The sequence below is a fragment of the Planomonospora parontospora genome (assembly GCA_014647935.1).
In the GTDB taxonomy this organism is placed as follows: domain Bacteria; phylum Actinomycetota; class Actinomycetes; order Streptosporangiales; family Streptosporangiaceae; genus Planomonospora; species Planomonospora parontospora.
Map to the genome: position 1 here is coordinate 1 of BMQD01000019.1, position 13,634 is coordinate 13,634.

Annotated in this window: 12 protein-coding genes; 6 read left to right on the forward strand and 6 right to left on the reverse strand. The window is 73.2% G+C overall.

Annotation, left to right across the window (positions count from 1 at the left end):
* The first annotated feature begins 260 nt into the window (after nucleotides 1-260).
* A complete protein-coding gene (locus IEZ07_RS25980) occupies nucleotides 261-1,001 on the forward strand; it encodes an ABC transporter ATP-binding protein (protein WP_204054615.1) in 741 nt (246 codons plus the stop codon).
* A complete protein-coding gene (locus IEZ07_RS25985; protein ID WP_191897146.1) occupies nucleotides 998-1,825 on the forward strand; it encodes an ABC transporter permease in 828 nt (275 codons plus the stop codon). Before IEZ07_RS25980 ends, IEZ07_RS25985 begins: the two co-directional genes overlap by 4 nt.
* Nucleotides 1,826-1,867: 42 nt before the next feature.
* On the opposite strand, the gene IEZ07_RS25990 is transcribed toward IEZ07_RS25985, so the two are convergent.
* Nucleotides 1,868-2,467, reverse strand: coding sequence for a TetR family transcriptional regulator (locus IEZ07_RS25990; RefSeq protein ID WP_191897147.1), 600 nt, complete (start codon nucleotides 2,465-2,467; stop codon nucleotides 1,868-1,870).
* A 296-nt stretch (nucleotides 2,468-2,763) separates the two neighbouring features.
* Between IEZ07_RS25990 and IEZ07_RS25995 the strand changes: the two genes are divergently transcribed.
* A complete protein-coding gene (locus tag IEZ07_RS25995; protein ID WP_239320646.1) occupies nucleotides 2,764-4,008 on the forward strand; it encodes a glycosyltransferase family 4 protein in 1,245 nt (414 codons plus the stop codon).
* A 28-nt stretch (nucleotides 4,009-4,036) separates the two neighbouring features.
* Nucleotides 4,037-5,776 carry a serine/threonine-protein kinase gene (locus IEZ07_RS26000; RefSeq protein WP_204054614.1) on the forward strand — a complete coding sequence of 580 codons (1,740 nt, stop codon included), beginning with the start codon at nucleotides 4,037-4,039 and terminating at the stop codon, nucleotides 5,774-5,776.
* Between the two features lie 50 nt (nucleotides 5,777-5,826).
* On the opposite strand, the gene IEZ07_RS26005 is transcribed toward IEZ07_RS26000, so the two are convergent.
* Both IEZ07_RS26005 and IEZ07_RS26010 read right to left on the reverse strand, forming a co-directional pair.
* A complete protein-coding gene (locus IEZ07_RS26005; RefSeq protein WP_191897149.1) occupies nucleotides 5,827-6,897 on the reverse strand; it encodes a CU044_5270 family protein in 1,071 nt (356 codons plus the stop codon).
* Nucleotides 6,890-7,507 (reverse strand): RNA polymerase sigma factor, encoded by a 618-nt coding sequence (locus IEZ07_RS26010; RefSeq protein WP_373868885.1) that lies wholly within the window; start codon nucleotides 7,505-7,507, stop codon nucleotides 6,890-6,892. The genes IEZ07_RS26005 and IEZ07_RS26010 overlap by 8 nt, the downstream gene beginning before the upstream one ends.
* Before the next feature lie 169 nt (nucleotides 7,508-7,676).
* Here IEZ07_RS26010 and IEZ07_RS26015 point away from each other — a divergent pair, with 169 nt between their 5' ends.
* Nucleotides 7,677-8,303 (forward strand): nucleoside/nucleotide kinase family protein, encoded by a 627-nt coding sequence (locus IEZ07_RS26015; RefSeq protein ID WP_191897150.1) that lies wholly within the window; start codon nucleotides 7,677-7,679, stop codon nucleotides 8,301-8,303.
* A gap of 137 nt (nucleotides 8,304-8,440) precedes the next feature.
* On the opposite strand, the gene IEZ07_RS26020 is transcribed toward IEZ07_RS26015, so the two are convergent.
* The 3 genes from IEZ07_RS26020 to IEZ07_RS26030 all read right to left on the reverse strand — a co-directional run bounded on the left by IEZ07_RS26020 (nucleotide 8,441) and on the right by IEZ07_RS26030 (nucleotide 11,898).
* Nucleotides 8,441-9,463, reverse strand: coding sequence for a TerC/Alx family metal homeostasis membrane protein (locus IEZ07_RS26020; RefSeq protein ID WP_191897151.1), 1,023 nt, complete (start codon nucleotides 9,461-9,463; stop codon nucleotides 8,441-8,443).
* Nucleotides 9,464-9,682: 219 nt separating this feature from the next.
* The gene (locus IEZ07_RS26025; RefSeq protein WP_191897152.1) at nucleotides 9,683-10,834 is read right to left on the reverse strand and encodes an epoxide hydrolase family protein; all 1,152 of its coding nucleotides are present in this window, start codon (nucleotides 10,832-10,834) and stop codon (nucleotides 9,683-9,685) included.
* 107 nt (nucleotides 10,835-10,941) lie between these two features.
* On the reverse strand, nucleotides 10,942-11,898 hold the full coding sequence (locus tag IEZ07_RS26030) for a phosphotransferase family protein (protein ID WP_204054613.1): 957 nt from the start codon (nucleotides 11,896-11,898) through the stop codon (nucleotides 10,942-10,944).
* 537 nt (nucleotides 11,899-12,435) lie between these two features.
* On the opposite strand from IEZ07_RS26030, the gene IEZ07_RS26035 reads away from it, so the two are divergent.
* On the forward strand, nucleotides 12,436-13,449 hold the full coding sequence (locus tag IEZ07_RS26035; RefSeq protein ID WP_191897153.1) for a glycosyltransferase family 2 protein: 1,014 nt from the start codon (nucleotides 12,436-12,438) through the stop codon (nucleotides 13,447-13,449).
* Nucleotides 13,450-13,634 lie beyond the last annotated feature (185 nt).

Genomic DNA, 13,634 nt, shown 5'->3' on the forward strand with positions numbered 1-13,634 from the left:
TTCCGTGTCAATTTGACCCGGTCTGGCCGATCTTTCTGGAATTCGGACCGCCCCGTTTCCGGGGCAACCCCTCGAACTTACCCGAACATCCGATTCGCGTCGAATCGAGTGGAGGTGATCAAGGGATCCCGAGTCCCGGCGTCACCGCCGGCTCCTCAGGCCCGGTGAACTTTATGCACCCTCGCCCACCTCGTCAAATCGACCCGGCCACCTCCGAAAACCCTTTGCCCGGCCCCTGTGACGGGGCGCACGCTTGGACGGTGACGATTCTGGAGGCCAAGGCCCTGGCGAAGCGATTCGGTGCGGTGACCGCCGTCCACGAGGTGAGCCTCGACGTCGGCGCCGGCGAGATCATCGGGCTCCTCGGCCCCAACGGTGCCGGCAAGTCCACCACCCTGCACATGCTCCTGGGGCTCATCACTCCCGACTCCGGGAGCATCCGCATGTTCGGCCTGGACCTGGAGCGCCACCGCGTCGAGGTCCTCAGCCGGATCAACTTCGCCGCCAGCTACGTGGACCTGCCCGGGGTGCTGCAGGTCCGCGAGGTGCTGGACGTCTTCGCCCGCCTGTACGGCGTGCGCGACCCCGGGGCCCGCGTCGGGGAGCTCATCGAACTGCTCGACCTCGGCTCCTTGCACAGGCGCAAGGTGATGGAGCTCTCCTCCGGCCAGCGCACCCGCGTCCAACTGGCCAAGGCGCTCGTCAACGAACCCAGCCTGCTCATCCTCGACGAGCCGACCGCCAACCTCGACCCGGACGCCGGAGACCGGATCCGGAGCCTCCTGGTCCGCGTCGCCCGGGAACACGGCCGGGCCATGCTGATCACCTCTCACAACATGCAGGAGGTGGAGCGGATGTGCGATCGCATCCATTTCATGTCCGCCGGACGAATCGTCGCGAGCGGCAGCGCCGCCGAACTCGCCGACGTCTACAGCGCGGACAGCCTGGAGGAGGTCTTCCTCAAGGTGGCCCGCTCGCGACCCGAGGTGACCCGCCCATGACACCCGTGACCGTGACCCATCCCCCGCTCAGCGTCCCGGCGCGCATGACGCGCATCGGAGGCGTGGTCCGCCGGGACTTCGCCGCGTTGCGGCGCAGCCCGATCCGGATGTTCGAGATCGTGTTCTGGCCGACGATCGAGTTGCTCGTCTGGGGCTTCGTGACGGTGTTCCTGCAGTCGCAGCGGGTCCCGTTCGTGGTGGCCTTCCTGATCGGGGCCGTCCTCCTCTGGCAGGTGCTGCAGAAGGCCAGCAACGAGATCTCGATCGCGTTCCTGGAGGACATCTGGAGCAGGAACCTGCTGAACGTCCAGGTGAGTCCGCTCTCCACCGTCGAGTACGTGATCGGCCTGATCCTGTTCTCCCTCGGCAAGGTGGTCTTCGCCGTGGCTGTCATGTCGGGTCTGGCGCTGGCCTTCTACGGCTTCGGCGTCACCTCCTTCGGCGCCGGGCTGGTGCCGTTCATGGCGCTGCTGCTCGTGATGGGCTGGTCCCTGGGCCTGGTGGGCATCTCGGCCGTCCTCCGCTTCGGGGAGAACGCCCAGGTCATCGCCTGGTCGCTGGTCTTCGTCGTGCAGCCGCTGGCCGGGATCTTCTATCCGGTCGAGGTGCTGCCCGCGCCGCTCCAGGCCGTCGCCTCGTTCCTTCCGGCGACGCACGTGTTCACCGGCATGCGGACCGTCCTGGGCGGCGGCGCCGTACCGTGGGACTCCCTGGCCTGGGCGGCGGTGCTGGCCGTCGTCTACCTGGCGGCGACGCTGGGACTGTTCGCGTGGACGCTGCGCTACGCCCGCTCCCACGGGAAGCTGTCCCGTTTCGGAGAGTGACCGCGGGAGGAACGGCCCCGGGAGGAGCGGCCGGGGGACGGGTCAGCGGGGACGGGCCGCCGATGCCGGGGTGACGGACATCGCCGCCACGATCACGCTGACCAGTCCCTCGACGACCTCGGTCCGGTCCACCTCGGGATGCTCCAGCCACCAGTCCCCGGTGGCCTGGACCATGCCGACGAAGGCGTGCCCGAGCACCTGGGCGCGGACCGGGTCGGGGACGTCCGACTCCGCGGCGATCACCCTGCCGAGCTCCTCCCCCAGCCCGCGCACGACCGAGGTCATCTGGGAGTGGGTCCGGCTGTCCTCCGCGCCGGCCCGATGGAAGAGGAACCGGTAGAGGTTCAGGTTGGCCGAGATCATGTCGAGGTAGGCGGTGACCGCGGAGCGGGCGCGGCCACGCAGGTCGGCCCCGGCCCTGTCGAACTCGGGCCGCAGGAGGCCCACCACGCTCCGGACGTGCCGGCCGGCCAGCGCCTGGTAGAGCCCGCTCTTGTCGCCGAAGTGCCGGTAGAGGATGGGTTTGGTGACCCCGGCCTCCGCGGCGATCGCGGCCATGGACGCCTCCGGGCCCTCCCGCCGGATCACCCGGTCGGCGGCGTCCAGGAGCGCCCGCCGCCGCTCCGGATCCCGTCCGCTCACGAGTGTCCCCTCTCGGAAGAGATCAGGATAAGCGGGAAGGCCGATCCCGGGTCCGCCGGTTCCCGCCCCGTCGGAGGATCCCGCCCGAGTGCCCCGTCAGGGAGGTCCTGCCTCCCGTAAAGGTCTCATGGCGGTTTCCAAAGGATATTTCCCTGCATCCCGGGCAGGGCCAGCCTCGCAGGACGCGCCTTCGGGCGGGCGGACCGGTCGGGCAGGGGACTCTTCAGGTGACGGGCGATTCGATGGGGAAAGCGGCGAGGAAGGCTGCGGGGAGGATTCGCGGACTGGCGGCGCGGGTGGCGCTGTGGTTGCTGCAGGCGCTCAACGCCAGGCGGGCGCGCAGGGCGCCGGCGCCGGACGCCGGGACGGTCCGGGTCCTGCTGCAGCACGCCTACGGCATGGGCGGGACGATCCGTACCGTGTTCAACCTCGCCGGCTACCTCGCGAGGGAGCGCGACGTGGAGATCGTCAGCGTGGTCCGGACGGCCAGGGAGCCGTTCTTCCCCGTTCCGCCCGGCGTGCGGGTGTCGTTCCTGGACGACCGGACCGGGCCGGCCGGGCCGCTCGCCCGGCTGCTGTCGCGCTTCCCCAGTCTCCTGGTGCCCGAGCAGGAGCGGGTCCACCACGCGTTGAACCTCTGGACCGACCTGTGCCTGGTGCGCCGCCTGCGCTCGTTCCGCTCCGGCGTGGTGATCTCCACCCGCCCCGCGTTCAACCTCGTCACCGCGCTGTTCGCGCCGCCCGAGGTCGTCACCGTCGGCCAGGAGCACGTCACGTACGGCGTGCACGCCCCGGAGGTCCTGCGCCTGGCCAAGCGGAGGTACGGCAGGCTCGACGCCTTCGTCACCCTCACCCGGGCCGACCGGGACCAGTACGCCAGGCTGCTGCGGGCCGCCCCGCCGCGGCGGCTGGTCCGCGTCCCCAACGCCCTTCCCGACCTCGCGGGCGACGTCTCGGGGCTGGAGGAGAAGGTCGTGGCGGCCGCCGGCCGGCTGGTGCACGCCAAGGGCTTCGACCGCCTGGTCACGGCCTGGAAGCACGTCTCGGCGGAGCATCCGGACTGGGTGCTGCGCATCTACGGCGCGGGCACGCGGAAGGCGGAGGACCGGCTGCGCGCGAGGATCGAGGAGGCGGGCCTGTCCGGCAGGGTGTTCCTGATGGGGCGCACGGCGGAGCTCGGCGTGGAGCTGTCGAAGGCGTCGGTCTACGTCGTCAGCTCGCGCTACGAGGGGTTCGGCATGACGATCCTGGAGGCGATGAGCAAGGGCGTGCCGGTGGTGAGCTTCGACTGCCCGCACGGGCCGGGGGAGATCATCACGGACGGGCACGACGGGCTGCTCGTGGGTTCCAAGAAGCCGTCCGCGCTGGCCGAGGCCGTCTGCCGGCTCATCGAGGACCGGGAGCTGCGCCGCAGGCTCGGCGGGAACGCCCTGGTGACGGCCGCCGGGTACGACCTCGACACGGTCGGCGCGATGTGGGACGAGCTGCTGGACGACCTGACGGAACGCAATTCAACCGGGATGAAAGCGAACTTCCGGTAATCTTGCCGCTCTCTCCAGGAGGTGGCAGGTGGCCGAAGCAGGTGCCGTGGCGGTCCCGGGCTACGAGGTGTCCGGCGTGCTCGGTCAGGGCGGTTTCGGGATCGTCTACCGGGCCCGGCAGCTGGCCGTGGACCGGGAGGTCGCGCTCAAGGTCGACAACCGGGTCCTGGTCTCCGAGCGCGACCGGCGCCGCTTCATGCGCGAGGTCACCTCGGCCGGGGCGCTGTCCGGCCACCCGCACGTCGCCCACGTCTACGACGCCGGGGTGCTGCCCGACGGCCGGCCGTACATGGTGCTGGAGCTGTGCCCGGGCGGGTCGCTGCTGGACCGGCTGCGCGCCGAGGGGCGGCTGGCTCCCGCCGAGGTCGCCGACATCGGCGTCCGGATCGCCGACGCGCTCTCGGCCGCGCACGCCGTCGGCGTGCTGCACCGCGACATCAAGCCCGCCAACATCCTGATCAACCGCTACGGCAACGTGGTGCTGTCGGACTTCGGGCTGGCCACCATGCCGTCGGCGGGCGGCGAGATGTCGGTGACCCGCGAGTCGCTCACGCCCGCCTACGCGCCGCCCGAGGCGTTCGAGCTGACCGAGCCCACCGCGGCCGGGGACGTCTACTCCCTGGCCGCCACGCTGTACGCGCTGCTGTCGGGCCGCCCGCCGCGCTTCCCGGAGAGCGGCGTGGCCAACCTCGCGGTCATCATGGCCCTGCACCGGCAGCCGATCCCCGAGATCCCGGGGGTGCCGCCGGAGCTGACCGAGGTGCTCCGGCAGGCGATGGCCTCGGACCCGGCCCGGCGCACCCCCTCGGTCGCGGCCCTGCGCGACGCCCTCACCGACCTGCGCCTGGCGCGGCACGCCGCCTCCCTCCCCTTCTCCCCCGCGACCCCGTCGGCGGCTCCGTCGGCGACCCCGTCCGGGTTCGCGGCGGGGCTCCCGTCGGAGGCGCCGTCCGCCACCGGGCCCTCGCCGTACGGCATGCCGCCCGGACGGCCGCCGTCCGGTCCGTCCGGAACGGGCGGCGGGCCGGGCGGTCAACCGGTGCGCGCGCATCTGACCTCGCCCGGCCTGCGGGAACTCGCGCACACCCAGGCCCCCGCGGTTCCCACGACGTCCGGCGGGTCGAACGGCAGGGTGTTCGCCGCCGTGGCGGTGGCCTTCGTCATCCTGCTGCTGGCCGGGGTCGGGCTGATGTACATGGAGGGCGGCATGGGGGGCGGCCTGTCGGCCGGGTCCTCCTCCACGGGGAAGAGCACCGATGGGTCCGCGGCGGGCGGGGGTCCGGCCTCCACCGGGAGCGAGGGTTCCGCCGAGGAGGAGGCCCCGGCGAAGTCCGCCGCGATCGAGGGGGTCGACACCGTCACCGCCGGCTGCCCCGCCGCCGGGGTCTCCGGGGCGGGGGCCGCGTGCGTGGCGGAGGCCGAGTGCTGGAGCGGTCTGCTCGTCATGGCCGGCGACGCGAGCGCGGGACGGGTCGGCTGCGAGGAGACGCACTACTGGGAGACCTACGCGGTCGCCACCCTGCCGTCGGACGTCTCCACCCACGTCCAGCAGGTGGTGGAGAAGAACCCGACCGTGAAGAAGGTGTGCGCGTCGCGGATCATGCTCGCCTCCCGGTACGGCGACGCTCGCAAGATCGCCGCCGGGAAGTGGCGCTCGACGGTGCTGCCGCCCTCGAAGCAGCAGTTCGCCGACGGCGACCGCACCTACCGCTGCCTCGGGGGGATCCTCGGGCCGGAGGAGACGGGCACGCTCTTCCGGCCGTCCTGATCCGGTGCCGCGGCGGGCCCGGCCCCCGGTGGCGGGCCCGCCGCGGGCGGTCAGGACCGCTGCCCGGGCCGGTCCACGATCGTCGAGGCCAGCTCAGCCGTGACGTAGGCGCTGCCCGCGGGGAACGCCACCTCCCCGCCGATCACCTCGTCGCGCAGCCACACGGTCCGGCTCCCCAGGTAGCGGAAGGTGTCCGGTTCGAGGACGAGGTAGCGGCGCTCCCGCTCCTCTCCCGCGGGACGGTGGAAGACGCCCAGTCCCGCCCGGCCCGCCGCGTCGCGGACGCCGAGCTCCACCGCCACCCCGGGGATCCTCGCCAGCGCGCGGTAGATCGCCGCCTCCAGCTCCGGCGGCATGACGGCCCGCTGGCCCAGGTAGACGGAGAGCACCCGGAAGGCGCGGGCGTCGGAGGGCTCGGCCCCGCCCGGATCCTCCCTCGGCAGGTCGATCCAGTGCCGGTCCCCTGTGACGTGCGCCAGGAGCTCGTCGGGGTCCGTAGGCAGCCTGCGGAGCCTCTCGGCGTACTTCTCCGGTGAGAGGTCGTCGTCACCCGGGTCCGGTGGCACGTCCTGGATCCGGAAAGCGCCGTCCAGGTCGTATCCGGCGTTCTTCCGGCCGTCGTAGCGGAGCCACTCCTCGTGCTCCTGCACCTCGCCGTCCCCGTTCGGCTGCACGGTGACGTACCTGCGGTACTGCCACTGGTCCGGGCGGGGGGTCGCGGCCACCGGTCGGGACTCGGCGACGAGCGCCGCCCGCTCCAGCACCACGGCCGTCTCGGCGTACCGTGCGGCCACCGTGGGCGTCGCGGGTGCGCCGTCCCCGCCGCCGGGCGGACCGGTCGGCGCGACCTGTACGGCCACCAGCGCGAGGGCGGCCGCCAGCCCTGCCATCCCGGCCAGCGCGATCCTTCCCCGGTTCATCCCGGCCGGCACGATCCTTCCCCGGTCGCCGGAGCGCGGGAATCCCGGGCGGCCGGGCCGGAGGCGGCGACGGCCGGAGGCCGTCCCTGCTGGAGCGGTCCGCGCGGCCGCCATGAGGCGCTCCCGGGCGGGCCCGAGCCGGTCGGCGTCCGCCTCCGGCGCCTGCGCTCGCATCTCGCGCAGCGCGCTCAGCTCATCCATGACGCTCCTCCTCGGTAGCCGTCGGGTCGGCGCCGCCGAGCGCGGCGCGGGTCTTCCTCCTGGCCCGGTGGAGCCGTGAGCGGACCGTGCCGACGGGGATCCCCACCGCCTCGGCGACCTCGTCGTAGGTGAGGTCGGCCCAGGCGACCAGCAGCAGCACCTCCCGGTCCCCGGCCGAGAGCCCGGCCAGCGCCCCGGCCAGGTCCTTCTGCACGGCCGAGGCGCTCACCCGGGCGTCCACCCGGTCGGCGTAGCTCTCGGCCACCTCGTCGGCTCCGGTCCTGGCCAGTGCTCGGTAGGACCGGATCTCCACCCGGCGGTGCCTGCCGATGAGGTTCCCGGCGATGCCGTACAGCCAGGGGCGGGCGTCCGGCCGGGTCAGGTCGTAGCGGTCACGCCGCTGGAACGCCGCCAGGAACGTGTCGGCGACCACGTCGTCGGCCAGGGAGTCGCCCAGCCGCCGGATGGCGTAGCGGTGGATCTCCGGCGCGTACCGGTCGAACAGGAGCGCGAACGCGTCCGGTTCCTCCAGGGATCTCCGGATCACCTCGGCGTCGCCGACGTCACCGGTGTCCTCGGCCGCCCCGGCGCGGCCTGTGTGCGCGATCAATCCGGCTCCGATCGTCCGGCCCCGGAGCTCCGGGGTCCGTCATGGTGTTCACCTTCCTCTCACCCGATGCGCCGCGGAGGGTTCACGGCCGGTTCCGCGCCGCCGTGCCGTCGGGAGCCTGCGAGCCCGCCGGTCCGCGGGCGGCGTTCACCGTTGGCAGGATGGCAGGGTGCGTGTACGACCCATCTCCATGTCGTCTCTGGCCGAGGAACTCGCCGACCGGATCGCCGCGGCGCCTCCGGACTCCTGGGTGCGGGTGGCGGTCGACGGCGCGCCCGCCGCACGGCCCGGTGACCTCGCGGACGCGCTGGCCGGGCCGCTCCGGCTGCGCGGCCGCGAGGCCATGCGGGTGTCCGCATGGGACTTCCTGCGTCCGGCCTCGCTCCGCTTCGAACACGGCAGGACCGACCCGGACGCCTTCTACGAGGACTGGCTGGACGCGGGCGGCCTGACCCGCGAGGTGCTGGCACCGCTGGACCCGGGCGGTTCGGGAAGGGTCCTGCCCTCGCTGTGGAACACCGCCACCGACCGGGCGACGCGCGCGCCGTACGTCACCCTGCCGCCGGGGGCGGTGCTGCTGCTGGACGGGGCGCTGCTGCTGGGCCGGTGGCTCCCGCTCGAGCTGACCGTGCACCTGCGGCTCTCCCCCGGCGCGCTGGCCCGCCGCACCGACCCGGAGCTGCGCTGGACCCTGCCCGCCTACGAGCGCTACGAGCTGGAGGCCGAACCGGCCGAGACGGCCGACGTCGTCGTCCGGGCGGACGACCCGAGGCACCCCGCGGTCGTGATCGGATAGCCCGGCGGTGCCAGGCCGGTGCCGTGCCAGGCCGGTGCCGTGCCGGTGCCGTGCCGTGCCGGTGCCGTGCCGTGCCGGATCGGACCACCGCCGGAACGCCGCCCGCCGCGGTCCCTGTCCCGCGTCCGGCCCGCGGGTCACCTCCCGTCCGTGTTCCCGCCCCGGTCGCCGTCGCGCTCGGGGCGCGGGTACACCGTTCCGGCGTGCGCCCGCTCCTCCGGATGCCGCCGGACCCGCCTGAGGCTCAGGACGACGGTGACGAGCAGCACGGTGAGGATCACGCCGAGCGATGCGAGGGTGGGGATCTCCGGAATCTCCGCCGACACCTCCCGGTGCAGGAAGACCAGGATGAGTTTGACGCCGATGAACGCGAGGATCGCGGAGAGCCCGATCGACAGGTAGACCAGCCGCTCCAGCAGCCCTTCGAGGAGGAAGTAGAGGGCGCGCAGGCCGAGCAGGGCGAAGGCGTTGGCGGAGAAGACCAGGAGCGGGTGCTGGGTGATCCCGAAGATCGCCGGGATCGAGTCGAGCGCGAAGAGCAGGTCGGTGCTGCCGATGGCGACGAAGACGAGGAACAGCGGTGTGATAACGCGTCTGCCGTCCTCCCCGGCGACGAGCCGGCCGTCGTGGAAGTCGCCGGTGACGGGGAGGACGCGGCGGACCCAGCGCAGCAGCGGGTTGTCACCGGGGTCGGGGTCGTCGTTCCGGTGCCGGAAGAGCTGCACGGCGGTCCAGAGCAGGATCAGGCCGAACAGCAGGAACGTCGGCGAGAAGAACGAGATCGCCGCCGCGCCCGCGGTGATCAGGACCGCCCGCATGACCAGGGCGGCCGCGATGCCGAACAGCAGCGCCTTCTGCTGGTGGCGGGCGGGCACCGCGAACCGGCCCATGATGACCACGAAGACGAAGAGGTTGTCCACCGAGAGGCTCTTCTCGACGATCAGCCCCGCGAAGTACTCCGTCGCGATGTGCGGACCCGCAAGCGCCCAGAGCGCGAGCCCGAAGACGACACCTGCCCCCAGGTAGAACACCGACCAGAGGGCGGCCTCCTTCATTCCCACGGCGTGCGGACGGCGGGCGGCCACCACGAAGTCGAGGACGAGCAGCACGACCACGATCCCCACGACGACGGCCCAGGCCCCCAGCGAGTCGATGGTCATCTCGTCCTGCTTCCGTCCGCTGCACGAACACCACCTCATCTCGTCTTCCCCCCCGCCGCCCGCCGTACCCCGGGCGGCACCGCCGGAGGCGGCACGAGGTGCGGTGGGACGGGCCGCGCACCGCGACGGCCGGCGCGTACGGGGGCGCACGGCCGGGCGTACGGCCTGCCGCCCGGCCGGGCGGCGGGGCGCACGGCTCGGCGTACGGCGGGGGCGGCGTCAGCGGAACCGGCGGAAGAACTCCCGCACGTCCCCGACCAGGAGCTCGGGCTGCTCCAGCGCGGCGAAATGGCCGCCGCGGTCGAACTCGGTCCAGTGCACGATGTTCTCGCTCCGCTCGGCGAGCCGGCGGACGGGCGGGGCGATCTCGCGGGGGAAGACCGCCACCCCCGTCGGGGTCGCGGAGGCCTCCGGCCGGCTCCGCTCGCGCGCGAACTCGTGGTACAGCCGCGCCGAGGAGCCCGCGGTGTTGGTCAGCCAGTACACCGTCACGTTGGTGAGCAGCCGGTCGCGGTCGACCGCGTCCTCGGGGACCCGCTCCGAGTCCGTCCACTCCTTGAACTTCTCCGCGATCCAGGCCAGCTGCCCGGCCGGGGAGTCGGCCAGGCCGTAGGCGAGCGTCTGCGGCCGGGTGGACTGGATCTTCATATAGCCGGACATGTCGTCCAGGAAGCGGCCGAGACCGTCCAGCCGGGCCCTCTCGCCCTCGGTCAGGTCGTCCGGCTCCCCCGGCGCACCGGTGGGGACGGTCAGCAGGAAGTTCAGGTGCACGCCGGCGACGTGCCCGGCGTCGGCCAGGCCGAGCTCGCGGGAGACCATCGACCCCCAGTCGCCGCCCTGGGCTCCGTAGCGGTCGTAGCCCAGCCGGTTCATCAGCACGGCCCACGCCCGGGCGATGCGGCGCACGCCCCAGCCCTTCTCGGTGGTCGGACCGGAGAACCCGTAGCCGGGCATGGACGGGATGACGAGGTGGAAGGCGTCGGCGGGGTCGCCGCCGTGCGCGCGGGGGTCGGACAGCGGGCCGATGACGTCCAGGAACTCCACCACGGAGCCGGGCCAGCCGTGGGTGAGGACGAGCGGCAGCGCACCGGGCTCGGGTGAGCGGACGTGCAGGAAGTGCACGTTCTGGCCGTCGATCACGGTGGTGAACTGCGGGAAGGAGTTGATGTGCGCCTCGTGCGCCCGCCAGTCGTAGGCGGTGGCCCAGTGGCCGGCGAGCTCCCTGAGGTAGTCCGGCGGCACCCCCAGGTCCCAGCCCGCGTCCGGCAGCCCGTCGGGGAACCGGGTACGGCGCAGCCGGTCGCGCAGGTCGTCGAGGTCGGCCTGGGGGACGTCGATGCGGAAGTGCCGGATGGCGGCGTCGTCGCTCATGTCCACCACACTGCCATCCGGCGCGGCGGGGGCTCGCCCTCCCCCGCGCCGGGCCCTCCGCGGTCAGGTCCGGGCCGTGCGGGTGCGGAGCCACTCCAGCGCCGCGGTCAGGCCCGGCCCGTGCGGGTACGGAGCCACTCCAGCGCCGTACGGCCCTGCGCCCGCTGGAAGGCGCGGAGGGTGGGCAGGCCCGGCGGGTCGGGCTGCCTGGCCTGGCGGACGAAGTAGCCGGCGAGCGCGGCCAGGACCGCGGTCACCGCCTCCGGGTCGGCCGCCCGCCCGACCGGGTGGGCCGTGAAGACCTCCTCCGCCGGCGGACCGCCCTGCATCCGCACACTCGGCAGCAGCTGCAGCAGGTCGAACCAGGGTGCGCCGGTGAAGGCCCACGGCCAGTCGACCACCACCACTTCCCCGGGGGTGAGCAGCAGGTTGTCGGCCCTGATGTCGCCGTGGACCAGGCTCTCCCCCCGGATCGCCTCCGGCCAGCCCTCCTCCAGGCCGGCCAGGGTGTCCAGGTGGCGCGCGGCCCACGGGTCCAGGCCGGCCAGATCGTCCTCGCCGGCGTCGCGGGCCTCGGCCAGCAGCCGCCAGCCCCGGAGCTGCCCGTCGAGCCTCTCCTGCGCCGGCGGGGCGGGGATCGGGGACGGGGTCAGCGCGGCGGCCAGCCGGTCCAGCGCGTCGAGCACCCGCGCCAGCTCGTCGGCCCGCCACGGGGCGGCGGGCGGGCGGCCGTCCACGTCCTCGAAGAGCAGCGCCACCCAGCCACCGGAGTCGAAGGAGGCCAGCAGCCTCGGCGCGGGCACGTCCTCGGGAAGTGCGGCGGAGATCCGGGCCTCGGCCCGGTAGATGTCGGCGGAGAGCGGGTTCGGCTCGGGGCCGACGGCCTTGACGAACGCGCGCCGCCCATCCGCCAGGGTCAGCCTGGCGGCGGCGCCCGGGGAGAACCCGCCGGTCTGCGTCACGGCCTGGGCCACCGGTGCGCCCAGGCGGTCCTCGACCGCCCGGCGGATCTCCTCGGGCACGTCCTGCCAGGGCAGGCGCACGCCGGTCGCGGGAACGTCCACGGCCCCATCCTGCCGGGGGCGCGCCGCGCGGTCGAACCCTTTTCCGTCCCTTCTCCGGTACGGCTGGGCCGCCCTCCGCGTGCCACCGCCGCGGCCGCGTCCCTGGTCACGCCCCCGTCGGCGGCGGTGCCCGGCGGAGACCCCTTCCGGCAACCGGAGCGTCACCGTGGGAGCGCTCCCAATTTTTGGTCCCGACGTATTGAACAAAGGATCGGGCCCTACTACGGTGGTCGCAAATGAAAGCGAACCCGACGGACGGGGCGCCCTCTCATCTCCTGGAGGGAAGTCCCCGGACAAGAAAAGAATACTTACAGTAAAGTCGCGCGACCGGTGCATTCCCCCGCGGACCCCGTCCTCGCCGACGCTCCGCGCCAACGGGACGCATTCCTTCATGCTCCCGGGGCGCGCGACCGGTGATACACCGGGAAATGCCCGCCGGTCACCACGCGGAAATCCCGCGGACCACACGGTGCTGAGCTCTTGAAATTCGCGACCGATGATGCCCTGCCATTCTCGGCCGCCAGAGCGGCTGGATCCATGACGACGATTTCCCTGATCGTTCCGTGCTACAACGCGGCCCGGACGCTGCACCTGTGCCTGGAGTCGGCGCTGTCCCAGACCCGGCCGCCCGACGAGATCGTCGTGGTCGACGACGCGAGCACCGACGGTTCCGCGGCGATCGCGGAGGAACTCGGCTGCCGTGTCATCCGGCTGCCGGAGAACCGCGGGGTCTCGGCCGCCCGCAACGCAGGCGTCGAGCACACCACCGGCGACGTCGTCTTCTTCCTCGACTCCGACGTGGCGCTGCGGCCCGACGCGGTCGCCAACGCCGTGGAGATCCTCCAGCGCGATCCCGGCTACGGCTGCGTGCACGGCATCTACGACACCGAGCCGCTCATCGACGACGGGCCGATCGAGCGGTACCGCATCCTGCACGCCGTCCACTGGCGCCGCCGCCAGCTGGGCGAGGTCGGCAGCGCCGTGTTCGCCCTGGCCGCCGTCCGCCGCGAGGCCCTGCTCACTGCGGGGAGGTTCGACGAGGGGCTGCGGGACTCCGAGGACGTCGAGTACAGCAGCCGGCTCGCCCTCCGGTGCCGCATCGTGCTCACCGACGCGGTCGCCGGTCGTCACGACGACGGGAGCCGGCTGCTGCCGATCCTCACCGAGCAGTGGCGCCGGGCCCTGCCCGTGATCCCGCTGATGGCGAGGGCCGCGGCCCGGGGTACCGCCGGCGACGCCAAGCTGGCACGGGCGAACCGGCCGGCCGGGATCCTCGCCTGCGGGCTGGCGATGGCGTCGCTGCCGCTGGCCGCGCTGCACCCCGCCCTGCTCGCGGCGCCCGCCGCGGCGGTCACGGGGTTCGTCCTCGCCGACCCCGGGTTGCTGAGGTTCGTCCACCGGCAGCGCGGAACGGCCTTCACCGCCTATTTCATGGCCGTCCACCTCGCCGTCCACGTGGTGCTCGTCGCCGGCCTGGCCGCCGGCTCCCCACGGGCGATCCCCTCACTCCGCGCCATGGTCAGAAAAAGGAGGCCGATTCCCGGCCGATGACCGCGGGATCGGAAATCATCCACCGGACAGCACGTTCACATGAAGAATATGGAGAAGCGCGGCATGCTCTGCGCCGAAACTCACCGAAGCGAAACGACGGCCGCGGACGCACCGCGTCCGAATACGGCGGACGGGCGACCCGGAACCGCCCCGGCCCGCGAGCTCCGTACGCGGGCAGCCGATAC